The organism is Citrobacter sp. wls718, assembly GCF_005280945.1.
GTDB classification, from domain to species: Bacteria; Pseudomonadota; Gammaproteobacteria; order Enterobacterales; family Enterobacteriaceae; genus Citrobacter; species Citrobacter gillenii.
The window spans coordinates 1-25,305 of the sequence record NZ_SZWV01000097.1 but is presented as its reverse complement, the minus strand read 5'-3'; the positions used below and the strand labels follow the sequence as shown (position 1 = coordinate 25,305).

General features: G+C 53.5%; 22 protein-coding genes. 6 read left to right on the top strand and 16 right to left on the bottom strand.

Translation table 11 applies throughout. The features are described from left to right. The 3 genes from FDW95_RS24005 to hrpA form a co-directional block, all read right to left on the bottom strand. Positions 1-195, bottom strand: a 195-nt coding sequence (locus tag FDW95_RS24005; protein ID WP_249359211.1) for an aldehyde dehydrogenase family protein, incomplete at its 3' end; no start/stop codon positions are given. Between the two features lie 199 nt (positions 196-394). Further along, on the bottom strand, positions 395-1,192 hold the full coding sequence (locus FDW95_RS18245) for a YdcF family protein (RefSeq protein WP_170973026.1): 798 nt from the start codon (positions 1,190-1,192) through the stop codon (positions 395-397). 122 nt (positions 1,193-1,314) lie between these two features. After that, positions 1,315-5,217, bottom strand: a complete 3,903-nt coding sequence (gene hrpA / locus FDW95_RS18240) for an ATP-dependent RNA helicase HrpA (protein WP_115258371.1) — start codon at positions 5,215-5,217, stop codon at positions 1,315-1,317. Between the two features lie 201 nt (positions 5,218-5,418). On the opposite strand from hrpA, the gene azoR reads away from it, so the two are divergent. After that, positions 5,419-6,024 (top strand): FMN-dependent NADH-azoreductase, encoded by a 606-nt coding sequence (gene azoR, locus FDW95_RS18235; RefSeq protein WP_115258370.1) that lies wholly within the window; start codon positions 5,419-5,421, stop codon positions 6,022-6,024. Positions 6,025-6,074: 50 nt separating this feature from the next. Here the strand turns inward: azoR and FDW95_RS18230 are convergent, their stop codons facing one another. From FDW95_RS18230 to FDW95_RS18185, 10 genes are all read right to left on the bottom strand, one after another. Beyond that, complete coding sequence (locus FDW95_RS18230; RefSeq protein ID WP_096756937.1) at positions 6,075-6,266, bottom strand: hypothetical protein; 192 nt, start codon at positions 6,264-6,266, stop codon at positions 6,075-6,077. Between the two features lie 83 nt (positions 6,267-6,349). Next, positions 6,350-6,751, bottom strand: coding sequence for a hypothetical protein (locus tag FDW95_RS18225; protein WP_137363574.1), 402 nt, complete (start codon positions 6,749-6,751; stop codon positions 6,350-6,352). Next, the gene (locus tag FDW95_RS18220; RefSeq protein WP_115258369.1) at positions 6,727-8,031 is read right to left on the bottom strand and encodes a phosphatase PAP2/dual specificity phosphatase family protein; all 1,305 of its coding nucleotides are present in this window, start codon (positions 8,029-8,031) and stop codon (positions 6,727-6,729) included. Before FDW95_RS18220 ends, FDW95_RS18225 begins: the two co-directional genes overlap by 25 nt. Then, entirely contained in the window at positions 8,021-9,781 is a 1,761-nt protein-coding gene (locus FDW95_RS18215) for a bifunctional alpha/beta hydrolase/class I SAM-dependent methyltransferase (RefSeq protein ID WP_115258368.1), read from the bottom strand. The genes FDW95_RS18220 and FDW95_RS18215 overlap by 11 nt, the downstream gene beginning before the upstream one ends. Further along, on the bottom strand, positions 9,774-10,415 hold the full coding sequence (locus FDW95_RS18210; RefSeq protein WP_115258367.1) for a lysophospholipid acyltransferase family protein: 642 nt from the start codon (positions 10,413-10,415) through the stop codon (positions 9,774-9,776). The genes FDW95_RS18215 and FDW95_RS18210 overlap by 8 nt, the downstream gene beginning before the upstream one ends. A 3-nt stretch (positions 10,416-10,418) precedes the next feature. After that, entirely contained in the window at positions 10,419-11,336 is a 918-nt protein-coding gene (locus FDW95_RS18205; protein WP_115258366.1) for a phosphatidate cytidylyltransferase, read from the bottom strand. Next, positions 11,333-11,938, bottom strand: coding sequence for a CDP-alcohol phosphatidyltransferase family protein (locus FDW95_RS18200; protein ID WP_115258365.1), 606 nt, complete (start codon positions 11,936-11,938; stop codon positions 11,333-11,335). Before FDW95_RS18200 ends, FDW95_RS18205 begins: the two co-directional genes overlap by 4 nt. A gap of 106 nt (positions 11,939-12,044) precedes the next feature. Next, on the bottom strand, positions 12,045-12,368 hold the full coding sequence (locus FDW95_RS18195) for a YdbL family protein (protein WP_096756930.1): 324 nt from the start codon (positions 12,366-12,368) through the stop codon (positions 12,045-12,047). Positions 12,369-12,375: 7 nt separating this feature from the next. Beyond that, the gene (locus FDW95_RS18190) at positions 12,376-12,567 is read right to left on the bottom strand and encodes a YnbE family lipoprotein (protein WP_003020350.1); all 192 of its coding nucleotides are present in this window, start codon (positions 12,565-12,567) and stop codon (positions 12,376-12,378) included. Then, on the bottom strand, positions 12,564-15,203 hold the full coding sequence (locus FDW95_RS18185) for a YdbH family protein (RefSeq protein WP_115258364.1): 2,640 nt from the start codon (positions 15,201-15,203) through the stop codon (positions 12,564-12,566). The genes FDW95_RS18190 and FDW95_RS18185 overlap by 4 nt, the downstream gene beginning before the upstream one ends. A 181-nt stretch (positions 15,204-15,384) precedes the next feature. On the opposite strand from FDW95_RS18185, the gene blaGIL reads away from it, so the two are divergent. Beyond that, the gene (gene blaGIL / locus FDW95_RS18180) at positions 15,385-16,245 is read left to right on the top strand and encodes a GIL family class A beta-lactamase (protein ID WP_349290507.1); all 861 of its coding nucleotides are present in this window, start codon (positions 15,385-15,387) and stop codon (positions 16,243-16,245) included. Positions 16,246-16,401: 156 nt separating this feature from the next. Here the strand turns inward: blaGIL and FDW95_RS18175 are convergent, their stop codons facing one another. Both FDW95_RS18175 and FDW95_RS18165 read right to left on the bottom strand, forming a co-directional pair. Next, on the bottom strand, positions 16,402-16,614 hold the full coding sequence (locus FDW95_RS18175; protein ID WP_096756927.1) for a hypothetical protein: 213 nt from the start codon (positions 16,612-16,614) through the stop codon (positions 16,402-16,404). 436 nt (positions 16,615-17,050) lie between these two features. Further along, on the bottom strand, positions 17,051-18,256 hold the full coding sequence (locus FDW95_RS18165; RefSeq protein WP_115258362.1) for a serine hydrolase domain-containing protein: 1,206 nt from the start codon (positions 18,254-18,256) through the stop codon (positions 17,051-17,053). Positions 18,257-18,998: 742 nt separating this feature from the next. Here FDW95_RS18165 and FDW95_RS18155 point away from each other — a divergent pair. Both FDW95_RS18155 and hslJ read left to right on the top strand, forming a co-directional pair. Next, complete coding sequence (locus tag FDW95_RS18155) at positions 18,999-19,988, top strand: 2-hydroxyacid dehydrogenase (protein ID WP_137363573.1); 990 nt, start codon at positions 18,999-19,001, stop codon at positions 19,986-19,988. A gap of 112 nt (positions 19,989-20,100) precedes the next feature. Continuing rightward, entirely contained in the window at positions 20,101-20,520 is a 420-nt protein-coding gene (gene hslJ / locus FDW95_RS18150; RefSeq protein WP_115258361.1) for a heat shock protein HslJ, read from the top strand. 13 nt (positions 20,521-20,533) lie between these two features. Here the strand turns inward: hslJ and FDW95_RS18145 are convergent, their stop codons facing one another. Then, positions 20,534-20,800: a DUF333 domain-containing protein gene (locus FDW95_RS18145; RefSeq protein ID WP_096756923.1), complete on the bottom strand. Its 267-nt coding sequence runs from the start codon at positions 20,798-20,800 to the stop codon at positions 20,534-20,536. Positions 20,801-21,074: 274 nt separating this feature from the next. Between FDW95_RS18145 and nifJ the strand changes: the two genes are divergently transcribed. Both nifJ and FDW95_RS18130 read left to right on the top strand, forming a co-directional pair. After that, positions 21,075-24,599 (top strand): pyruvate:ferredoxin (flavodoxin) oxidoreductase, encoded by a 3,525-nt coding sequence (gene nifJ / locus FDW95_RS18135; RefSeq protein WP_115258360.1) that lies wholly within the window; start codon positions 21,075-21,077, stop codon positions 24,597-24,599. Positions 24,600-24,961: 362 nt separating this feature from the next. Further along, a partial coding sequence (locus FDW95_RS18130; RefSeq protein WP_170973024.1) for a porin occupies positions 24,962-25,305 on the top strand: 344 nt, incomplete at its 3' end.

Below are 25,305 nucleotides of genomic sequence, written 5' to 3'. Positions count from 1 at the left end.
GGCGGGCAGCGCCTCCCACTCAGGCTGGGCGCGATGCGCTGCGTCAATCGCTTTGCGCGCATCCTCAGCACGGCCATCAGGAATACGGGAAATGACCTCTTCCGTCGCCGGATTGACGACATCAATCCAGGCGTCATCGTGCCAGGTCACAAACTGCCCATCGATATACATAGGATGTTGTACGGGTACTGACATGCGTTGCTCCTGTGATTGATTTGTTTTTAACAAGTAAAACTATTGTTAATTAATATCAATCATGCATAACACATTGCCACTGCGATGGTGGTTCTGTGAGCCGCTTCATAAAAGCGTCAAGCAACGCCGTGGTGACGAGAAAAAACCGGCGGGATGAATGCCCGTTTGCACAAAAAAAGCGACAAACGGGCAGCAGAGATTACAGAGAGCGGCTGTTCAGGAAGTCAATCAGCGCGGCATCGCGTTGCAGATGTAACCCTGCTTGTTCGACGATCGGCGGAATATCCACATGCGTAATAAAATCGCGACCACGGGGTCCATAGCCAGTTTCATCATCACGCAGACGCGGAAGCTCACCGGTAATAAGAGACAGGTAGCGGTCCACCGACCACAGACCTTCAGCGGTTGGCGCGAAATCCACGCCGTCGCCCTGTAGCGTTAACGCAGGGACAAAACCAGGGAAGCTGAGCCAGCGCGGTGCCTGCGGATCGTCACGCGTCACGCGCTCAAAAGTCGCCATGGTGCGGCGCTGCATGGTGGGGTCCTGCACCACAATCACGGTTTCCATGGTCTGGGTTGCTTGACGCAGTAACGCACAGCTAAAGCGGGCATTCTCCCCACAGTTGGTGGATTGGTCCTCCACCCAAATCGTCTCACCGGGAATGTGCCAGAACTGGTGCGCGATATCGGCAAGGATCGCCGCTTCTGCGCGTCCGGCGGTACGCAGGGTGTTATAGCGTGGGTGCTGCGCGATGGCGGCGTACAGAAAGGTCGTGGAATGACCGATACCGCCACTAATCAGCAAGGGAATCTGTTGTTCTTTCGCAATCCGACACGCCGCGTCGATGGTCGGGATCACCGCATTCCCGGCCAGAATCACGCAATCAGCCTGAACCGTGATATTTTCGGCGAAATCATTCTGCGCCAGCCATTGCCCCACGGTGTTAATCGCCGTAAGGGTGGTGGCGGAAAGTGGCGGAAACTGTCTCATGTTCATGACTCCTGGTGTTTATTCTTTACCGGGTTCAGTAAGCCTGATAAGTGCAGCGCCATCAGGCACTGCACCGTATCTCGCCGGATGGCGGCGTCGCCTTATCCGGCCTACAGCCCCACCACGCGTTAACCCGTAATCTGATCCATCGCCTGCAGGATACGCTTATCCGAAATCGGATACGGCGTACCAAGCTGCTGGGCAAAGTAGCTGACGCGCAGTTCTTCTATCATCCAGCGGATCTCTTTGACATCGTCATCTTCGCGGCGCGCGGGCGGCAGTTTATTGAACCACTGCTGCCAGGCCTGCTGCACGCTGTCCACTTTCAGCATCTGCGCACGATCGCGGTGCGGATCGATGGCCAGTTTCTCCAGACGTTTCTCGATAGCCTGCAAATAACGCAGCGTATCGCCCAAGCGTTTGAAGCCGTTGCCGGTAACGAATCCACGGTAGACCAGTCCGCCCATTTGCGCTTTGATATCCGAAAGCCCCAGCGCCATGGTCATGTCCACGCGGCCTTTCAGGCGTTTATTGATATTGAACACCGCCGTCAGGATCTGTTCGACCTGTTTGGCAATCTCCACCACGGTGTCGTTCAGTTCGGCGCGCACTTTTTCGTGCAGCGCCGCAAAGCCCTCTTCTGTCCACACCGGGCCGCCGTTGGCGTCGATTAATCGATCCACACCACAGGAGATACAGTCATCAATCAAATCCAGCACTTTGCCGTACGGGTTAAAGTACAACCCCAGCTTGGCTTTATTCGGCAACTTCTCGTGCAGATACTTGATGGGCGACGGAATATTCAGCAGTAGCAGACGGCGTAACCCGCTCCACATAGCCTGCTGTTGTTCCAGCGGATTATCAAACAATTTGATAGCCACGCTGTCGCGTTCATCCACCAGCGCGGGCCACGCTTTGACTTTATAGTTACCGCGTTTTTGCTCGTAGCTTTCCGGCAACTGGCCGAAGCTCCAGATGTGCAGCCCGCTCTGTTCGATGCCGTCATCCGCCACCGCCGACAGCGTTTCCTGCACTTTTCCTTTCAGCGTCTCTTTCAACGCCTGCAGCGAACGACCTTCCTGCAGCTTCTTGTTTTTATCATCCACCACCCTGAAGGTGATTTTCAGGTGATCGGGCACCTGATCCCAGTGCCAGTCGTCGCGGTCAACGGTAACGCCAGTCATCCGGCGCAGTTCGCGCTCCAGCGAGTCCAGCAACGGCAGTTCCAGCGGCGTTACGCGGCCTAAAAACGCTTCCGCATAGTTTGGCGCTGGCACAAAGTTGCGTCGCACCGGCTTCGGCAGCGATTTAATCAAGGCGATCACCAGTTCACGACGCAGCCCCGGAATTTGCCATTCAAACCCGGACTCTTCGACCTGGTTTAACAGCGGCAGCGGAATATGTACGGTGACACCGTCGGCGTCAGCGCCGGGTTCAAACTGATAGCTCAGTCGTAGCTTGAGATTGCCCTGATGCCAGAAGTTCGGGTAATCCAGCTTGCTGATTTTTTCCGCGCCCTCTTTGATGAGCATGCTCTTTTCAAAGTTGAGCAGGTCCGGCGTTTCACGGCTGACCTTTTTCCACCAGCTATCAAAATGGCGGGCAGAAACCACATCATGGCTGATGCGCTGGTCGTAAAATTCAAACAGCGTTTCATCATCGACCAGGATATCGCGGCGGCGTGATTTGTGTTCTAACTCTTCCACTTCCGCCCGCAGCTTCAGGTTGTCGCGGAAAAACGCATGCCGGGTCTGCCAGTCGCCTTCCACCAGCGCGTGACGGATAAACAGTTCGCGTGACAGCGCAGAGTCTATCAGGCTGTAGTTGACCTTACGCGCCGCGACAATCGGCAGCCCGTAGACGGTGACTTTTTCTGTCGCCATCACCGCACCCTGCGCGCGCTCCCAGTGCGGTTCACTGTACGAGCGTTTGATCAAATGCTGGGCAACCGGCTCCACCCACTCAGGGTCAATACGCGCGGCAATACGTCCCCACAGTCGGCTGGTTTCCACCAGTTCTGCCACCATCGTCCACTTCGGCGGTTTTTTGAACAAACCGGAGCCGGGGAAGATCGAAAAACGAGCGTTACGCGCGCCGGTAAATTCCTGCTTATCGGCATCTTTCATCCCGATATGCGACAGTAAACCGGTCAGCAGCGCGACGTGGATCTCCCGATACTCAGCAGGCTCGCTGTTAACCGGGATCCCTAACTCTTTCACCACCTGACGTAGCTGGGTGTAAACATCCTGCCATTCACGCACGCGCAGATAGTTGAGGAAATCAAGCTTGCACTGGCGGCGGAACTGATTCGACGACAGCGCTTTTTGCTGCTCGCCAAGGTAGTTCCACAAGTTCACAAAGGCGAGGAAGTCGGACTCTTTGTCGTGGAATCGACGGTGTTTTTCGTCAGACGCCTGCTGTTTGTCCATCGGACGCTCACGCGGATCCTGAATGGACAGCGCCGAGGTAATAATCATCGCCTCACGCACGCAGCCATGCTTCTGCGCTTCCAGCACCATCCGCGCCAGACGCGGGTCCACCGGCAACTGACTGAGCTGGCGGCCCAACGGCGTGAGTTTATATGCGGTTTGCTGTTCATCAGTGGTGATTGCGCCCAGCTCTTCCAGCAGGCGCACACCGTCCTGAATATTGCGTTTATCCGGCGCTTCCACGAACGGGAACGCGGCGATATCGCCCAGCCCCAGCGCGGTCATTTGCAAAATGACGGAGGCCAGGTTGGTACGCAAAATTTCCGGATCGGTAAATTCCGGGCGCGACAGGAAGTCGTCTTCGGAATACAGACGAATACAGATCCCTTCCGATACGCGTCCGCAGCGGCCTTTACGCTGGTTGGCGGAGGCCTGCGATACCGGTTCAATGGGCAAGCGCTGAACTTTGGTGCGGAAGCTATAGCGGCTGATACGCGCGGTACCCGGGTCAATGACGTATTTGATCCCCGGCACGGTCAGTGAGGTTTCCGCCACGTTGGTCGCCAGCACAATACGGCGTCCGCTGTGCGACTGGAACACGCGGTTCTGCTCGCTGTTGGAGAGTCGCGCATACAACGGCAACACTTCGGTGTGGCGTAAATCCAGCTTATTCAGCGCATCGGCGGTGTCGCGGATCTCACGCTCGCCACTCATGAAGATCAGAATATCCCCCTGGCTTTCACGTCCCAGTTCATCCACCGCGTCAAAAATCGCCTGCAGCTGATCGCGCTCGGTGTCGTCCGCATCTTCAACAATCGGACGGTAGCGCACTTCCACCGGGTACGTTCGACCGGAGACTTCGATAATTGGCGCGTTATTGAAATGCTTTGAAAAACGCTCAGGGTCGATGGTCGCCGAGGTGATAATGACTTTCAGATCCGGGCGACGCGGCAGCAGCTCTTTCAGATAGCCGAGCAGAAAATCGATGTTCAGGCTGCGCTCGTGGGCTTCATCGATGATGATGGTGTCGTACTGCATCAGCATGCGATCCTGCTGGATCTCCGCCAGCAGGATACCGTCCGTCATCAGCTTAACCATGGTGTTATCGCTAACATGGTCGCTGAAACGCACTTTATACCCGATGCAGCCGCCCGGCTCAGTTTGCAGCTCTTCGGCGATACGGTTAGCTACGGTACGCGCCGCCAGTCGACGCGGCTGGGTATGGCCGATAAGCCCCTTCACCCCACGCCCCAGCTCCATACAGATTTTCGGTAACTGGGTGGTTTTACCGGAGCCGGTTTCCCCGGCAACAATCACCACCTGATGGTCGCGAACCGCGTCCAGGATGTCTTGTTTTTTCTGGCTAACAGGCAGGTTTTCCGGGTAGATAATGTCCGGTCGTGCCGCTTCACGCAGCACAACTTTACCGGCAGCCTGTTCAATCTCTTTTGCCATCTCCTGGTAAATGGCCTGTTGTGCATCAGGATTTTTAACCTTCTTCACGCCGTGCAGGCGGCGGGAGAAACGCTGTTTGTCGCGCAGCATCAGTGATTCCAGCTGCTGCTGTAGCATGTTGAAGGTTATTTTTTGTTGTTCTGTCATAGCGTTAGAGGGCAGTGCTCTGCCGGGTTAAATCTCTTTAAGATGATAGGTATAGAGTACCACATCGGCGCTTTTCATGTGTTGTTCAATAATTTCGAACATAGGATTCGATATATTGCGCTATCACTGCGGCAGGATTGTGAATAAAGTGTCAACAAGCAACGGGGCACATCCCCTTCAAACACATAAAAGGAAACACCCATGAGCAAGGTATTAGTTCTTAAATCCAGTATTCTGGCAGGGTACTCTCAGTCTGGTCAGTTGTCTGATTATTTTGTTGAACAGTGGCGTGAAAAGCACTCTGCTGACGACATCACCATCCGTGACCTGGCGGCAAATCCTGTTCCGGTACTGGACGGCGAACTGGTAGGTGCAATGCGCCCGAGCGATACGCCGCTGACGCCGCGTCAACAGGAAGCACTGGCGCTGTCTGATGAGCTGATTGCTGAGCTGAAAGCCCATGACGTGATTGTGATCGCCGCGCCGATGTATAACTTCAACATCCCGACGCAGTTGAAAAACTATTTCGACCTGATTGCGCGTGCTGGCGTAACCTTCCGTTACACCGAGAAAGGGCCGGAAGGTCTGGTGACCGGTAAACGTGCAGTTATTGTCACCAGCCGTGGCGGTATCCATAAAGATACGCCGACTGACCTGGTTACCCCATATCTGTCGACCTTCCTGGGCTTTATCGGCATCACCGATGTGAACTTCGTGTTCGCAGAAGGTATCGCGTACGGTCCGGAAGTGGCGACCAAAGCACAGTCTGACGCCAAAGCCGCCATCGATAGCGTCGTCGCTGCCTGATAATTCACCCTCTCACCATCCGGTGGGAGGGTTTTTAACCCACACCAATTTTACTTCTTTGCCCGCATCCGCATCTGCTTGCCGTGAATACGATTGATATCACGCCAGATTATCGAATACTCCCGGCATTTCGCCAGATTCTCTTCCCAGCAATGGCACAAAAATTGTTCAGGCTCCGCAACATCCCGGCTTAACAGTTTGAACAGCCAACGATTCCAGACATACCACTTGAGAAGCCACATGATTTCACTCCAGGAGACGCAGGAGAGGGAATATATCAGCATCAACACCGTGTAGTGTGGCAACTATTGCGCTGCCGAAAACGCTACACCAGCATGATCAACCAAGCCGCCCACAGCGCAGCAACCCAATAAAGCGTACGCCGAAACTGCGCCAATGCCCCCGCCTGGCGCTCGGTAAGGCTCAGCGTCCTCAGCTTGTCGCGCTGCCAGATGGCATAGAGTGTCTCTCCGGCCTGCACGTTGTTTTGCACATTGAGCAGCGAAAAGTAGCGGGCATCAAGCCACAGGCGCCAGCAGCCAAACCAGACAATGGCGCACAACAGCGCGATAACCGCACGTAGCCCCCCCGACGGTGCGACAACGATCGCCCACACCATGGGTGGGACGCTAAAAAGCAGGATGAAACGCCAGCTTTCCAGCGTGTGTCGTAGCAAATCGCGGTGCAGCGCCTCATTATTCGTTACACCGTCACTTTCTGTTGCCATTGCTGCAGCCTCTCCAGATGTTTATCCGTCAGCACCACCTGCGCCCGACGTTCGCGAATATACGCCACCGCCTGCTCAACGGTTGCCGCATGGCCGCATTGCAACAACCACGCCGCAACCACCATCGCACTGCGCGACAGCCCCAGCGCGCAGTGTACCAGTACGGTCCCCTGCTCTTTATGTAGCGTTTCCAGCCGGTCTACCGCCTGTTGTAACTCGGCGTCGCTCGGGATCACCAGATCCAGCATCGGGACGCAAGCGTAGGCGCGCATAGAAGTAGCATGCCCGCGCGCAAATTCAAAGGTCAGGTCAAGTACCGCGTTTTGTTCAGGTATGCGGCGTGGAAAACTACCGAGATAGACGCCAGCGGTAATGTTGCTCAGCGGTGGCAGACGGCGGGTAAATCCGCGCATCGACAGCCACATCCCTACTCGCCAGGGCAGCGTCAGCCCGTACACGGCAGGCGGCAGTCGCCCTTGTTCATCTTTGCCCGTGGTCGCCGCGCCGAATCCGCCGTAGCCATAGCTCACCATCAGCAACGATACAGCAGGCCACAGCAGCCAGGGCGTTAGCCATACACTGGCAATAGTGCATAACGCGGCACCCGACAAATAACGACGCATCATCCTTAAGCGCGCCGCATCCGGTTTGCGCCAGCGCCAGCAACGTTTTTCCGGCACCATCCAGTCAATCAACATACCTGCCGCCAGCCCGGTAATGATATCGATAAAATGATGCTGCCAGGTGGTGAGTACCGACACGGCGATCAGCAAGAACCAACCGTCACATAACCTGCGCCAACCCCCACTGAGGTGATGACTGAAATGCCGCCACAGCAGCCAGCAGAGAATAATATGCAGCGACGGGGACTGGTTATACGGCAAGTCGAACTGTTCAAGCTGAGCAAACAGCCAGCCTGCCGCGCCGCTGACCTCCGGGCGCGTAAAGCTAAACTGGAGTGGAAACAGCAAAAAACCGACGCAGGCAATCACCGACGCCAGGAACAGACGCAGCACCAGCCGCCGCTGTTCAACGCGCGTGGTGCAGACAAACAGTGACAATCCGTAAAACAGATCCAGACTCCAGTACGGCAGAATAGTCCACGGAAGAAAGGGAATGGCGGACTCCCAGCCAAACACGATGCTGCCCACATTGTCATGCTGCGTGTCCTGCCAGGCAGTAAACTGATTGACCTTGCCATAGGTAAGAAAGAAAAAAGGCGCCAGCAGCATTAGCCAGCCCACCGCCTGTACCATCACCTTACGGCGTTCAGCCCCCACGGCGCACCGCCAGCGAGACAGTGAAAATCCCCCACTCATCAATCAGCTGCGTGCACTTATCAAACCCGGCTTCACGCACCAGCGCATCCATTTCCCCTTGCGTACGCACGCGCATCACCCAGGCTTTGCCGTCTTTGTGGCTGGTCAACGACCAGGCGATGGTTTTTAACTGCGGATGCCAGGGCTGCCCGGTGTAGATCAGCACGCCTCCAGGGGCAATCGCGTCAGCCAGCCCGGCGAGCGAATTACGTACCAGCGTATTTTCAGGGAAGAGTTCATATAACCCAGAAACAATACCTAATGTGGGACGCGGTTCCAGCGACGCCAGCTGTTCGCGGTTGAAGGCATCGCCCTGCTCGAAGCGGGCAATTTCAGCCATACCGCGGCTGGCGATCATCTCACTGCCTTTCTTAACATTCAGTTCGCTGTAATCGCGCAGCAAAATCGAGTTGACCGCCGCTTCGCCTTCCAGTGCGTCAAGCACATAGCGCCCGTGTCCGGCCGCGATATCCACTACATGCACTGCGGTTCCTTGCTCTGCCAGTTGCGCCACCGCCTGGCGGATCAGCATCTGCAAATGAACCTTGCGCTGGCGGATCCCCTTCCAGCCCACGCTGTTCAGGTAGTTTTTGTCAATCAGCCGACCCAGCGCGCTGCTGCCCTGAGGCTGGTTGCGATAGACATAATCCAACGTACTACCCGAATCAAAACCGGTCTCAAACCCCAGACGCACGCCCGTTGATTGCGTCCCGAGTAATTTCATCCCATAGCGCAGGCCACGATAGGCAATATCGTCAAGCGAATACGGCGCAGGTCCGCCACTAAGCAGCCGCCAGCTATCTGCTCCGGGGCTCCAGCGGTCTTCATTACGGTAGTCAAAGCGCTGCGGCGGCATCGCGTACAGCGTGCCGATAAAATCACGCATTTTGTCGAACGCCAGATGCCGGTCTTTTTCACCCAGTGTGTCGTGATAAAAGCCCGGCAACACGTGCAGTTCCTTGAGTGGGCTTCTGAGGCGTTGGTAAAAATCAATTTGCGGCTGGCGATGGACCACAAAATCATCCCCGGAAACCAACAGCTGTACAGGCAGAGTAATGGCGCTGGCATCGCTGACAATACGCTCCGCCGTTTTATAGAGATCGAGCAGGATGTTCACCGCAATCGCCCGGGTGATCTGTTTATCCTGGTTGAAACTCGCCACGCGCTCAGGATCGTGCGTCAGGTATTTGCCCTTGACGTAGGAGTTGACGAAAAACAGGCCGCGCAGGCGATGCATTAAGGCCAGCCCCGGACGGGCAAACGGTACGTACAGTTTGACTTTGAACGCCGGGGACGCCAGCACCAGCCCACGAATGGAAGGCGCATAATCATGAGCCCAGGTCGCTGCCAGCACCGCACCCACGCTTTGCGCCACCACCACCACATCTTCCATTGCAGCCTGGCTGTCAGCAGCGGCAAAGCGCACGAACTCGTCGACATCCTGCACCGAACGTGCAAGCGACGGGCTATATCCGCGCGGTCCTGGCGACTGCCCGTGACCGCGCGCATCCCAGGCATAGAACGCGGTGTCCGGCATCGCAAGCTCATCGACAATGTGTTGCAAACGCCCGGAGTGTTCGTGTCCGCGATGAAACAGGACAATCACTTTTGGCGCAGGACCTGCTGCTAATGCCGGCCAGTGGCGGAAAAACAGCGCGGTGTTGTCGCTGGTCAAAAATGGACGTTCATCGGGCACTCGAATGTTAGTCATGAGGGTGCGGTCCTGTAGTTTGTTGCTGTAGCAGCACCAGCTGCTGTCTGAGATCGTCCATAAAAACGCGCTTATCGCTCTGCGCGACCAACGGTTTGCCAATGTTGACGTCAATAAACAGCGGCAGAGGAATACGATTCCCCTTCGCCATCACGTGTTCCGTTCCGCGCAGCCAGACGGGAATAATCGGTACCGACGGCATACGCTGACTGAGGTGCCAGATGCCGGATTTCAGTGGTGCCAGTATTCCCGGTTCGCCGCGGGTACCTTCAGGGAAAAGGATCAAGATCTTGCCGTCGCGTAAGGCCTGTTCACACTGTGCGAGCGGGTCAGCTTCGCCGCCCTTACGCGTAATCGGAATAATGTTGAGAATATTAAGCGCAAACCAGGCCATCCATTTATTACGCAGAAAATAGTCAGCGGCGGCCACCGGATGGATGGCCCCCTGACGGCGCAGCGCAAACAGCGACAGCAGCGCAAAAACATCCATATGACTGTTGTGATTCGCGACCACAATCGCCGGCCCCTGCTGCGGCAAGCGATCCCGGTGCCTGACGCGCAGCCCAAGCCACAGCCAAATTACCGGCCAGACGATGCACAGCGTAAACAGCGTTCGTAGCAATGTGTTGATCATACGTTAATAGTAAAAATAGCGAATGAAGTGGAAAAATACCGGGGCGGTGAAGATCAGCGAGTCCAGCCGGTCGAGAATACCGCCGTGACCTGGCAGCAGTGTACCGCTGTCTTTCACGCCAATATCGCGCTTAATGGCCGACATCACCACATCGCCACAGAAGCCGCTGATGCCGATAATAAGCCCTGCCAGCATCGCCATCGGTATGCTTAACGGTGTCATGAGCGGGCCCAGCACCGCCGCCGCAAGCGTGGTGGTTACCACGCCGCCAACCAGTCCCGCCAGGGTCTTATTGGGGCTTACCTTGGGGATCACCTTGATACGGCCCATTGATTTTCCCCACAGGTACTGGGCAATATCGTTGAATTCCGTTAAGCCGACGAGGAACAGCACCAGCAGTGCCCCGGTCTGCTTGCCGTCATCAGGGAGCACCAGCAAAAACGCCACGTGGCTGAACGCAAACACGGTGGTCATCAAGCTCCAGTGATGCTGGGAGGCGTAGCGTAAAAATCCCTGCGTATCGCCAGCAATCACCATGCGCACCGGCAAGAATAAGAACGCATACACCGGAATAAACACCACGAACATGCCGTACCAGTTGATACCAATCAGCCAGTAGTTAATGGGGATCGCAATAAACATCCACAACAGCGGCATACGGTCGGTCTGGCGCGATGGGGCCAGCGTTAAAAACTCTTTTAACGCCATAAAGCTCACCAGCGCGAAGAAGGTCAACGCCAGCCAGGGCGGGCTTAAGATAGCCAGTGAAAACAATACAATGATCACCCACCAGGTGCGAATACGCAGCGTCAACTCACGCCAGTCTTTACCCGGCCGACGCCACACCAGCAGACCGTTTGCCAGTGTCGCTATCACCAGCAGGGCAAAAATCACCGCCAGCGATTTTTCCAGCAGCATCATTTCGCCCCCTCGTCACGTAATGCGCTCTTACAGCGGTTAACGATAGTCCACAGCAGCAATAGCGTGGCAATGCCCCAAATAACGTTATTCCACTGCGCCACCTGCGGCCACAGCGCCAGCACCAGCCCCCATGTACCGAACACCAGTGTCCTGTCGCTTTTGCCGAACGGTCCGGCATAGCTGCGCACGCCATTGATGGTTTGCGCCAGCACACCGCAGAATTCCGTCATCAGAGCACAAAACAGCATAACCAGTACCAGCAGCGCATTACTGCCGGAAAGCAGCATAAACGGCAGATACAACGCGAGATCGGAGAGAATATCCCCGGTTTCATTGAGAATAGCGCCCAAGCGGGATTGTTGGTTACATTCACGCGCCAGCATGCCGTCCAGCGCATTGAGCGCCATGCGTATAAATAAAACGATGGGTAAAAGAATGAAAAGTTTAGGTTCAGGGAAGATAAACAGCACAGCACCAGTGATAAAAGAAAGCGCCATCGCGGCCAGTGTGACGTGATTGGCGGTGACGCTTTTTTTATCTAACCAGAACATGAGCGGGCGTAAAAGCGCCTGGAAAGCAGGCTTTATCTGATAAAGCGTCATCATCACTCCTTGATAATTTATTGATGCAATTATAGTGGATTAATTAACCATTACCTGCCTGATACTTGCCATTATTTCAAAATGAGATTTAATAAACATATGTTGATTACTTTTTCAACCACTTCCCGTTAATGCCCTGGACGTACTCCCCCGGTTTAGCGCGCGCCACCAGTTTTTGTCCGGCCATTTTTGCCACTTCATCAACAGGAATATTGTTACTCTCAGCCAGTTGCTGGTAGCTGGCGCTACGCGCCTTGTTTATCTCACTCACCAGCGTCTGGGTCTCAGCATCGGTTTGCAATGCCACAAGGTAGCCATTGAGCGTTTCACCCACCCGCCCCTGGGTTCTGGCTTCATTCAGGGTCAGCGCAAACGCATTGGCGCTCAGTAAACTCAGGAGCAACAGGGTCACTTTAAGCGTTTTTTTCATCGTCACCTCAGAATAAATCACTGCGTGATTTCAACAGGCTCTCGACGTCTTTATCGACTTTAATATGGATCTCATGCTCGATTTTGACGTTCATATTGATGGTGATGGGCTCTTTCGGCGCCGCGACTTCAATACGCGGGGTGCAACCTACCAGCAAAGATGACGCCAGCAGTCCCAGCATGGCCGCAATAGTTTTCATTGTTGTTCCTCACATTCCTTGCTTTCCAGGCAATGGGTTTCTGGCAGCGCTGCATTTTGCTCAAGCCATGCCTGTAAATTGTCGCCAAAACGCAAACTGCGCCATAACGTAAAGACGTTTTCTTCATGGGTGTAATTCAAATTCACCGTCCCGACTTTGCCATCTACCCGGCTATTGCCGGTGACGGCTGCCTGCATGGTTAATACGCCAAGGTTATCAAGATTTATTTTCGTCCAGGAATGGGTGATTTCCATATAACGCAGCCAGTTTATCGCCGCACCGGCCGCCATATTGTCTTTGACCACCGCATCCGCCGTGTCTTTATCGATGCGCAACGTCATCGGCCCAGGGTTGGTCAACCAGCCGTCTTTGATAATCCATTTTTCATTGTTTAACCAGAGCGGCAATGCGCCGCTGACCGGGCCGGACATGGCAAACTGTTTGGGATTAACCGCGCTAATCAACTCGCTGGACGAGATATTCTGCACCCGCACTAATGCCGGATCGTGTTGCGGCATACGCAGTTGCTGCATCACTACCTTGCCGCCCAGCAAATCGGCGCTAACATCGCTCAACAGTAAGGGATTATCTTCGCTCCAGGGATAGCCGCCTTGCAGATCCGCGGTGATATTTTTCACCGTGACCTGGTTCACCACCTCTGCAATACGCAATGAAATCGGCCCGCGCGTGCCCAGTTGCCATGCTCCTTCGCTAAAACGAAACGGCAGCACAAAATCGACGCCATTAATCTGGTTGTCGGGCATCCAGGCGCTACCGCCTTTTAATACGCCATGACCGCCTGCCTCAAAGCCTTGTTCTGCGGCGGCGGAGAAGGCAACCTGAGCATACAGTTCGCCTTCGCGCAGGTTCATCTTCCAGTCCGGTGGCACCAGCGGCTGAAATACAGTGAGCGACTGTTTTGGCCACCAGGCCTGACCACGCAAGCGGATCCCGTCCCAGCGACCGTTCAACTGGACCGGGCCAATGGCGCCAGCATGCAGTTGGCCTTTGAACTGGAATATCGTCGGGTCGCTCCCTTCTACGCTGAACTTCAGGGTTGAAGGCGGCAGAGTACTGCCACCGGAGAAGGTGGTTTTCCCGGCGTCCAGCGACAGCGCCCCGCTAAACGTGGGCTGGGTCGGGTCTCGCACCCAGACGATCGGCTCATCCATCACCAGACGCGGATTTTCCACCAGCATGGTGCCGTATTGCAGATGGTCAAATCCGGTAGAAAGGTCAAACAGTTTGACGGTGTTGTCGTGCCATTCCCCCTTGCCTGCCACGTCCCAGCGAGCGTGCATCGGGGTAAAACTGCCCTCTCCCCAGTACCGCCACTGCCAGCGACCGGCGTCAGGCAGGAAATCATTAGCCAGACCATCAAGATGCAGCTCAAAACCGCCCATCTGGTTTTCATGGGCGCGTAAAATAGCCTGTAACCGCCCATCCACCCCGCGTTGGGTCACCTTGACACCGGCCAACGGCCAGCGAATTTCGTCTATATCCAGCGAGTCGATAATCCGGCCACGAGAACGTAACAGGGCGCCGGGTTCAAAAGCCAGCTGCGGATCGCTCAGACTGCCGCTGAGCGTCGCGGGTAACATCGCATAAAAGATCAGATCACCCTGCTTCGCCTCGCCGGTTAGCTGTAACGGCATGTCGCTGTTGTCCATGCCAAGCGTGCCGGGACCAAAGGTTAACACCGCGTTACCCTTGCCTGCATCACCCTGCGTCAGAATGTTCAAACGCCCGCTGACTACCGCGTTTTCCACACCGGCCTGCCAGTTTTCGACGTTTAAGCCTAAACGACCGCTTAACGGGAAGCCCTGATAGGGCCAGTTCCAGCGCCCGTCGCTCACCGTCAGCCGCTGGCGGGTGATTTCCCACGGCAGATCCAGCAACGGATCTGCATTGTCCCGCGCCATCACGATCAGCTGTCCGCTGTTTTCTCGCCATTCCAGCTCTGCATCCACAAGCGTTGGCTCCTGCGGCAGGCTTAGGGTGGCAACCGCGTGACCGCCCACCGGCAGTCCGTCGGGCACCAGCGGCATCGTAAACTCCCCGACCAGCTTCACCGGTGGTTGCTCTTCAAAAGCCGCCACAGACAGTTCGTTGACCGTCAGATTTTGTCCGTGCAGACGTCCCTGAAATTTAACCTTTTCGCCCTGATAACTGACTTGCTGTATGGTAGGCGTCAGCGAAAGTGACAGTTTGCCCTGCCACTCCTGCCACGGAGAAAGAATAAGTTTATCGATGTTAATCCAGGTGTTGGGCAGCATGGATTGCCATTCTGCCAGCGTTTTCGGCGCGGCGGGCGATGGCTCCGTCTGCGGCAGTTTAGCCAGGCAAGCGGAATCCAGTTCAATACTGCCGACGTTCAGCAACCAGCGGCTGGGGTGGGATAAATCCGCCTCGGTGATACGCGCGAGTGGACAATCATCCACCAAATAGCGGAGTTCGGGAATATGCAGCCCATGTCGGGTAAGCCGTGGACTCTCGTCCAGCGCAATGCGCGTACCGACGGGCAACCAGATACCCGCCAGCGTAGGAACCCACAGGCCCAACGTCATCAGCAACGTCAGCGGCACAAGGGTCAATAATAAGAGTAGAGCCAATACGGCTTTATATTTACCCTTCATGGGTAGTTAATATCCTGATTTAGCGAAAATTTAAGCCGGTTTCGGCGTCTATTGTGGCATGTTTAGCTAAACATGCCCACCTTAAGAATAGATGCCATTGAAATATATGTAATATTTATAGGTTGTGAATAATTTAAATAAGTTATCTTTAATCAGAGAGATACCAAGGAAGAATATAACTATGCCCCACTTTCGTCTGGCCCTTACCCCATTACTTACCGCATTTTGTCTGCCCGCGTTTGCCCACCCGACAACGCTGAATAAAGTCAAAGAAGCAGAAAGCCAGCTCACCGCACGTGTCGGCTATGCAGAGCTGGATCTTATCAGCGGTGAGATTCTGGAAAGCTATCGCCTGCAAGAGCGTTTTCCGATGATGAGTACATTTAAGGTTTTACTCTGCGGCGCGGTGCTCGCACGCGTTGACGCAGGAAAAGAGCGGCTGGATCGTCGCATCCCGTTCAGCCGGCGTGATCTGGTCGAATACTCGCCGGTTACAGAAAAACACCTGACCGATGGCATGACCGTCGGCGAATTATGCGATGCCGCCATCACCATGAGCGATAACACCGCGGCGAATCTACTGCTTACGGCCATCGGCGGTCCGCAAGGATTAACCGCGTTTCTGCGCACAACCGGCGATCGGGTGACCCGACTCGACCGCTGGGAACCCGAATTGAACGAAGCGCTACCCGGCGATAAACGCGATACGACGACACCTGAAAATATGGCGCAAACGTTGCGCCAACTGCTCACCGGAAAAATCTTGAGGACGACATCACAGCAGCAACTCACCCACTGGATGGTGACGGATAAAGTCGCGGGGCCACTGTTGCGCTCGGTACTTCCGGCTGGCTGGTTTATAGCAGATAAAACAGGTGCCGGGGCACGCGGTTCTCGCGGGATCGTCGCGGCGTTAGGGCCGGACGGTAAGCCTTCCCGTATCGTGGTGATTTACGTCACCGAAAGCCAGGCAACACTGGAGGAGCGAAACAGGCAGATTGCGGGGATTGGGGCGACGCTGATCCAACACTGGGATGAGTAAAATTGCCTCAAAACAACGGTACGTTGTTACGCGTGCCAGCGGAAATATAAAAAATCAGGGAATTGAGTTGAGTCATCTGCAGTGCATCGCGCGATTCCCCGTTGTTCTGTCTGCTCTTAAGACATCATATTAACGGGGACGCGGAAGCGTTCAAACTCAGTGATGGCGCAGTTGTCCATCGCTATGTTTAGGTCCGATACGACCTGCTTCTATCAGAATTTCCTCTATGAGCTCTTCGAGGCACGCCTTGCCATGATGATCGCAGACAAGATGCACCTGCCGGGAAATTTCTTCAGGTTTCATACCATCACATAATGCAGCCTTCAGCATTAAGGTGGCCCAGCGTTTTGCTTCAGAGTGAGTTAACATGACCCCTCCCGATATGTGATACCTGTATAAGCGTAGCTGCCTGAAGGTAATTCGCCTGGCTTTTTATCCGCGTTACAGGCTTAACGAACGTGGAGGAGATCGACGTGTCGGATGCTGTTACGGCACGACAACACCACACAGTTTATTGGACTCGGCGGTGGGGGTACTTAGGCCCCGGTAATCCCCCCGAAAAACCAGTGTGTTCATAAGTAGAATTTTCTCGTAATCTGAACCTGGGAGATTCCTATGAAAAATATCCATTACCATGCTCAGGTCATCCCTTTCGACAACATCAAAATCGGCCTTGAGCAACTCCTTACATTCCTCAAACAATGTCATGTCCATTCCCTATGTGGCTGTATATTTTTATCATAATCTCCTGAGAGGATTGTCTAAAGGAATTATAAGCAACATGCGGTTTAACTTTTTCAAAGTGTTAATTTTTTGCAAAATGGTTTCCGGGGATACCGTTGTCATTTTTCGCCATATCCATTAATAACGCGATGCCAATATAATTGCTCCAGTTAAATGTATTCTGCAGTACCACTACCGCATTGCCCTTTTCTTTATCAAAACCGATAAAGCTGGAGTAACCCCCGATATACCCCACCTGATAGGTGATTTTTTCCCGTTCGATAAAGTCGGTGGTCCATGCAATACCCTGTACACCGTCAGTGCGTTGAATATCGGTATTACTGACTTCGTCAAACACGCTATCCAGTAAGTGGTTGTTGGTCGTCGACACATGATAGCGGGCATAAGTGGCAAGATCTTCGGCGTTACTGTATAAACTCGCCGCCGCCACCATGTTGTTGGAAAAATGCCAGTCCGGGGTAAGCTGTCCGCGCGGAATGAATTTGGGTTGGTCACCCGCGTGGCCAAGCGCACGCTGCGGATATCCTTTTAACTTCAGCGGAGTAAAACTGCTATTAGCCATTTGCAACGGTCGAAATATATAGTGCGAGGCTAAGCTTTGTATATCTTCGCCAGTTTTATGTATCAGGATATAGCCGATCAGGGCGTAGCCGATATTGGAATATTCCGGCGTTTTATGCTGTGGCGCCCGCCAGTTGGTTAGATAATGCAGCACATTATCGCTATCCAGTTCACCATAAAAATTCTCACCGCTGCCTAAGTAACTAATGAATTTTCCCAGCATCGGAATATCCATATTCTGACGCGGTAGGCCGGAGGTGTGAGTCACCAGTTCCAGTAGGGTAATTTTTTGTGCATCCGCGCTAAGCGGCGTTCCCGGTGCAAGCAATGTCGCCAAGTTATCGTCCCAACGCAGTCGTCCTTCATTCACCAGACAAGCCACCACTTCCGCCGTAATTCCTTTGCTGAGCGAGCCGAGGGCAAACAGAGTATCAGGCTTGACCGGGTAGCGATGAACCGCATCAGTTACGCCCCAGTTGTAAAACTGGGGCGAACCATGGTTATGGATCACTGCGACCATCATCCCAGGGACAGATTTTTTCGCCATATAGTGACGCACCACGCTATCAACGTCGCCGTCAAGCGATTGATGAGTAAGGAGTTCCTGAGTACCTGCCGGGGATGACATTTGCGAGAGCGTTCCGCAACCGCTGAGTGACGAGATAACAATTAAAAGCCAGCTAAATAATTTAAGTCTGTTCTGCATACTTCTTAAAGTGAGCGGGGGCGTTTGAGTGCCGGAAATGTACCACACTTAGCCTGCCGAAAAGCAATAATAGATGGCTGTTATGTGTCATAAGCTTAGTCCTGAACCATACCAATGCGGGCCGTTACCTCAAGACAAGTGTTGGCTAAGAGATCCACGCAGATGATTTTCTCCTTACCATAACGTTTCACTTTGTACTCAGGTCAGTGTTCGGAAATCCGCTCGATCCCCAGTGCTCAGTTGCAACCACATCCCCTTCATGTACCTGGAAGTCATCGTGGAAAGTCCCTCTCTTGGTCCCTTCTTCAAACGCCTGACATTGCCCACGCTCAGTTGGTAAGGTTACGGATGAATTCCAGTCTTCATATTCACCCGGCTTGCTCATGTCTTACCTCTCAATTCTACGGTGCAAGCATCTTTAAATTGAAAATAGATTATTAAAACAATCTATTTTAATGAAGATAACGTTAAAGCAGGTTTGAACGGAAAGGACGAGTTTTGTGAGTAGATGTGCAACCAAAAGTAGCCGTACTTAACGACAGGAAGCCACCAGTCTGTTCTAGTGCGTACCGTACCAAAGCACGTATGATGGGCAGCGTGGTTTAAATCCAGCAATGTGCCCACATTAAGAAGAGATGCTCTAGAATTATTCATTATATCTATGACTATCAATTGTTTTTTGGATTTTGTAAAATAATTTGAATTGGATTAATGTGATTTCAGAATCACTGGAGAAAGTCTTATGAAACTCGCCATCTATAGTACAAAACAGTACGACAAGAAGTACCTGCAACAGGTTAACGAGGCTTTTGGTTTTGAACTTGAATTCTTTGACTTTCTGCTGACCGAGAAAACGGCCAAAACAGCCCATGGCTGCGAAGCCGTGTGCATCTTCGTCAACGACGATGGCAGCCGCCCGGTTCTGGAAGAACTGAAAAAGCACGGGGTGAAGTACATCGCCCTGCGCTGCGCCGGATTCAATAACGTCGATCTGGACGCCGCCAAAGAGCTAGGCTTGCAGGTTGTGCGCGTTCCGGCCTATTCGCCGGAAGCGGTCGCCGAGCATGCGATTGGTATGATGATGACGCTGAACCGTCGTATCCACCGCGCGTACCAACGCACTCGTGACGCCAACTTTTCTCTGGAAGGCCTGACTGGTTTTACCATGTACGGTAAAACCGCCGGGGTGATCGGTACCGGTAAAATTGGTATTGCCGCGCTGCGGTTCCTGAAAGGCTTTGGTATGCGTTTGCTGGCGTTTGATCCCTATCCAAGCGCTGCGGCTCTTGAATTAGGCGTTGAGTATGTCGATCTCAACACGCTGTTTGCGGAGTCAGACGTCATTTCCCTGCACTGTCCGTTAACGCCGGAAAACTATCATCTGCTCAATGAAGAAGCCTTCGCGCAAATGAAAAGCGGCGTAATGATCGTTAACACCAGTCGCGGAGCCCTTATCGACTCACAGGCTGCCATTGATGCCCTGAAAAACCAGAAAATTGGTTCTTTGGGTATGGACGTGTATGAAAATGAACGCGACCTGTTCTTTGAAGATAAGTCCAATGATGTTATTCAGGATGACGTATTCCGTCGCTTGTCTGCCTGTCATAACGTGTTGTTCACCGGGCACCAGGCATTTTTAACGGCCGAAGCGTTAACCAGCATTTCGGAAACAACCTTGCAGAATTTGGCCCAGATTTCCAAAGGCGAAACCTGCCCGAACGCCCTCTTCTGAAAATGCCGCTCCCCTGCATTCGGGGGAGCATTTTCAGATAACCCCTGATGATAAATCCGACAGTATCATTATTATATTGATTGTATTCCCGTCACTAACGTAGAGAAATTCAATGAAGAAAATTGTCACGTTGATTGCGCTCAGCATGCTTATGGCTGGCTGTGTGAGCAATGGAAAAGTTTCCGTTAATCGCGAACAGTTACAACACCACCGTTTCGTTCTGGAGAGCGTGAACGGCAAACCGGTCACCGTTGCGAAAAATCAACCCGAATTGAGTTTTGGTGAAAATATGACGGTGTCGGGAAAAATGTGCAATCAATTCACGGGCCAGGGCAAGCTGTCTGACGGCGAATTGAAGGTGAAAGACCTGGCGATGACCCGCATGATGTGCGCCGACCCACAGCTGAACGCACTTGATGGCGTTATCAGCGACGTGTTTAAGCAAGGCGCACAGGTCGATTTGACGGCTAACCAGTTAACACTGGCGACGGCAGAGCAAACACTGACGTATAAACTGGCAGACTTAATGTAATTAACGCGGAGACTTAATAGTTCCCGCAACTCCCGGCGGCAAGCGACTGTTCACTGCAGCGTTTGCCGTTAGGTAAAGCACACATCCCGATGGCGGAACCATCCAGTTGACGTGCAATCGACAACGAACCGCCAATCATAGCGCAGTTTGCCTCACCAGAACCCGACATTGCAGCCTTCATGCCCGGCGCGACGTGAGCGGCCGTTGCCTGCTGAACAGGTTCACTGCTGCAAGCCGATAATAATAACGCGGCACACCCTACCCAAAACGCTGCGCGCATCTCACTCCCCTCTAAAAAATAACCCAACGACACAGCCCTAAATAATAGGCAGCAGAAACACTGTCGTCGAGAGGTAAAGTGCGCATTTATGCGCCCTGTTTACATTTTCTGGCAATTTTTTGACGGCTCCTTTGATCAAACCATTCATTCTGTTTATTACAGGGACACAAATGCGAAAATGTGTCCAGATGGCTTTTGCTAAAATAGAAAGATAACTACAGGACTCGTCGTCGTTTTGCGGGTCCCTCTTTTTGCGCAATGTAAGGGTGTCAGTATGCAAACAATTGACGGTAATGGTGCGGTTGCTTCGGTTGCATTTCGTACCAGCGAGGTTATCGCCATCTACCCGATTACGCCGAGTTCGACGATGGCGGAGCAGGCCGATGCCTGGGCCGGGAACGGGCTAAAAAACGTCTGGGGCGATATACCTCGCGTTGTGGAGATGCAGTCGGAAGGCGGTGCCATTGCGACCGTCCACGGCGCGTTACAAACCGGGGCGCTGTCTACATCTTTTACCTCATCGCAAGGTTTATTGCTGATGATCCCGACGCTGTACAAACTGGCCGGTCAACTGACGCCGTTTGTATTGCATGTTGCGGCACGTACGATTGCCACCCATGCGCTGTCGATTTTTGGCGACCATTCCGACGTGATGGCCGTTCGCCAGACCGGCTGTGCAATGTTGTGCGCTAGCAGCGTTCAGGAAGCGCAGGATTTTGCCCTGATTTCGCATATCGCCACGCTGAAAAGCCGCGTCCCGTTTATTCATTTCTTTGATGGTTTCCGCACCTCACATGAAATCAATAAAATCGTACCGCTGGCCGATGACACCATTCTTGGACTGATGCCGCAGGCGGAGATCGACGCCCATCGTTCTCGCGCGCTGAATCCGGAGCATCCGGTGATTCGCGGCACCTCGGCTAACCCGGATACCTATTTCCAGTCACGCGAAGCGACAAACCCGTGGTACAACGCGGTTTACGAGCATGTCGAACAGGCGATGAACGATTTCGCCACCGCAACGGGTCGCCAGTACCAGCCGTTTGAATACTATGGACATCCGCAGGCAGAGCGCGTCATCATTCTGATGGGCTCCGCCATCGGCACCTGCGAAGAAGTCGTGGATGAGTTGCTTACCCGTGGCGAAAAAGTCGGCGTACTGAAAGTCCGTCTGTTCCGTCCGTTCTCAGCCCGACATTTACTGCAGGCCTTGCCGGAAACCGCACGCAGCATCGCCGTTCTGGATCGCACCAAAGAACCCGGGGCACAGGCTGAGCCGTTGTATCTGGATGTCATGACCGCGCTGGCCGAAGCCTTTAACTGTGGCGAGCGTGAAACGCTACCGCGTGTAATTGGCGGGCGCTATGGCCTTTCCTCGAAAGAGTTTGGCCCGGACTGCGTGATGGCGGTGTTTAATGAGTTAAGCCATGCCAAACCAAAATCGCGCTTTACCGTCGGCATCTATGATGATGTCACCAATCTGTCACTCCCCCTGCCAGAAAACACCCTGCCCTCCACCGCAAAGCTCGAAGCCCTGTTTTACGGATTAGGCAGCGACGGCAGCGTGTCAGCGACCAAAAACAATATCAAGATTATTGGTAACTCGACGCCGTGGTATGCGCAGGGCTATTTCGTCTATGACTCGAAAAAAGCCGGCGGCCTGACGGTGTCCCATCTGCGCGTCAGCGAAAAACCGATCCGTTCGGCGTATCTGGTGTCGCAGGCGGATTTTGTTGGCTGCCATCAGCTGCAGTTTATCGATAAATATCAAATGGCAGAACGCCTGAAGCCAGGCGGTATCTTCCTGCTCAATACGCCGTACAGCGTGGATGAGGTGTGGTCACGTCTGCCGCAAGAAGTTCAGGCAGTTCTGAACCAGAAGAAGGCCCGTTTTTACGTGATTAACGCGGCCAAAATCGCCCGTGAATGCGGCCTGGCAGCACGTATTAACACCGTAATGCAAATGGCGTTTTTCCATCTGACCCAAATTTTACCCGGTGATAGCGCACTGGCGGAACTGCAGGGCGCAATTGCAAAAAGCTACAGCAACAAAGGTCAGGATCTGGTTGAACGTAACTGGCAGGCGCTGGCGCTGGCACGTGAGTCGGTCGCCGAAGTGGCTCTTCAGCCGGTTGATCCGCACAGTGCCAACCGACCGCCAGTGGTCTCCGATGCCGCGCCTGATTTTGTGAAAACCGTGACGGCGGCGATGCTCGCGGGTCTGGGTGACGCACTGCCCGTCTCCGCACTGCCGCCAGACGGCACCTGGCCCATGGGAACCACACGCTGGGAAAAACGCAATATCGCCGAAGAAATCCCTATCTGGAAAGAAGAACTGTGTACACAGTGCAACCACTGCGTTGCCGCCTGCCCGCACTCGGCAATTCGTGCCAAAGTGGTTTCCCCGGAAGCAATGGCAGACGCCCCGGCTAGTTTGCATTCACTGGATGTGAAATCCCGCGATATGCGCGGTCAGAAATATGTTCTACAGGTCGCGCCTGAAGATTGCACCGGCTGTAATCTGTGCGTGGAAGTCTGCCCGGCGAAAGATCGTCAGAATCCAGAGATCAAGGCCATCAATATGATGTCCCGCCTGGAGCATGTCGAAGAAGAAAAAGTGAACTATGATTTCTTCCTCAACCTGCCAGAGATCGACCGCAGCAAACTGGAACGCATTGATATTCGCACCTCACAGCTGATCACCCCGCTGTTTGAATATTCCGGTGCTTGCTCAGGCTGTGGCGAAACGCCGTATATCAAACTGCTTACCCAACTGTACGGTGACCGCATGCTGATCGCCAACGCAACCGGGTGTTCATCGATTTATGGCGGAAACCTGCCCTCCACACCGTATACCACCGATGCAAACGGCCGTGGGCCAGCCTGGGCAAACTCTCTGTTTGAAGATAACGCCGAGTTTGGTCTGGGCTTCCGCCTGACGGTGGACCAACACCGCGTTCGCGTCATGCGCTTGCTGGAACAGTTTGCCGATAAGATCCCGGCTGAGCTGAATGATGCCTTGCACGCAGAAGCCACGCCGGAAGTTCGTCGCGAGCAGGTCGCCGCACTGCGCCAACATCTGCAAGGCGTTGATGGCGCACAGCAACTGTTAACCGATGCCGATGCACTGGTTGAGAAATCAATCTGGCTGATTGGCGGTGACGGTTGGGCCTACGATATTGGCTTTGGCGGGTTGGACCATGTCCTGAGCCTGACCGAGAACGTTAACATCCTGGTGCTGGATACCCAGTGTTATTCCAACACCGGCGGGCAAGCCTCGAAAGCGACACCGCTTGGCGCGGTCACCAAATTTGGCGAACACGGTAAGCGTAAAGCACGTAAAGATCTGGGCGTCAGTATGATGATGTACGGTCATGTTTACGTCGCACAGATCTCGCTGGGAGCGCAGTTAAACCAGACGGTGAAAGCGATTCAGGAAGCAGAATCTTACCCAGGTCCGTCGCTGATTATTGCCTACAGCCCGTGTGAAGAACACGGCTACGATCTCGCCCTGAGTCACGATCAGATGCGCCAGCTCACGGCCACCGGATTCTGGCCGCTGTATCGCTTTGATCCGCGTCGCGCTGACGAAGGTAAACTGCCGCTGGCACTGGACTCTCGCCCGCCGTCAGATGCGCTGGCTGAGACTTTGATGAACGAACAGCGCTTCCGCCGCCTGAATGCACAGCAGCCGGAGGTGGCAGAGCAGTTGTGGAAGGATGCGACCGCAGATTTGCAAAAACGCTATGACTTCCTGGCGCAGTTGGCGGGAAAAGCCGAAAAAAGCAGTACCGATTAATACGTTCAGTTAAGTATTAATCTGGAATAAAAAAAGCCCGAACAGATGTTCGGGCTTGTCAATTTATTCGCTGGCTAATCAATTCTGGGACAACTCTCCAACGAAAAATAAAACGTGACAATAAAGGCATATAACCCGCGCAGAATATCCCAACAAAATTAACTTGTATAATATTTATTTTATATATTTGATCATTAATTCATTCACCGAAATTATCATCATTTCCGTGGAATTATTTGTTTAAGATTTTACTTAAGACGTAACAATTGATATTTATCTCTTTACGGAATTTCTCCTTTAGCATGCGTTAACACCCTACATGGGTCGTCGCAGGTAAATAAAAAAACTAAAGGATTATTTCAATGAACAGAAAAGTATTGGCCCTTGTAATTCCTGCTCTGTTAGCTGCAGGCGCTACTCACGCTGCTGAAGTTTATAATAAAGACGGCAACAAGTTAGACCTCTACGGAAAAGTAAACGCCCTGCGTTATTTTTCTGACACCCCAAGCAACGATGGTGATCAGACTTATTTCCGTGGTGGTTTCAAAGGCGAAACTCAGATCAACGATATGCTCACCGGTTATGGTCAGTGGGAATATCAGGTCAATGCTAACACCACCGAAAGCAATCGCAGCAACAACTTTACCCGTCTGGCCTTCGCGGGTCTGAAATTCGGCGACTACGGTTCTTTCGACTACGGTCGTAA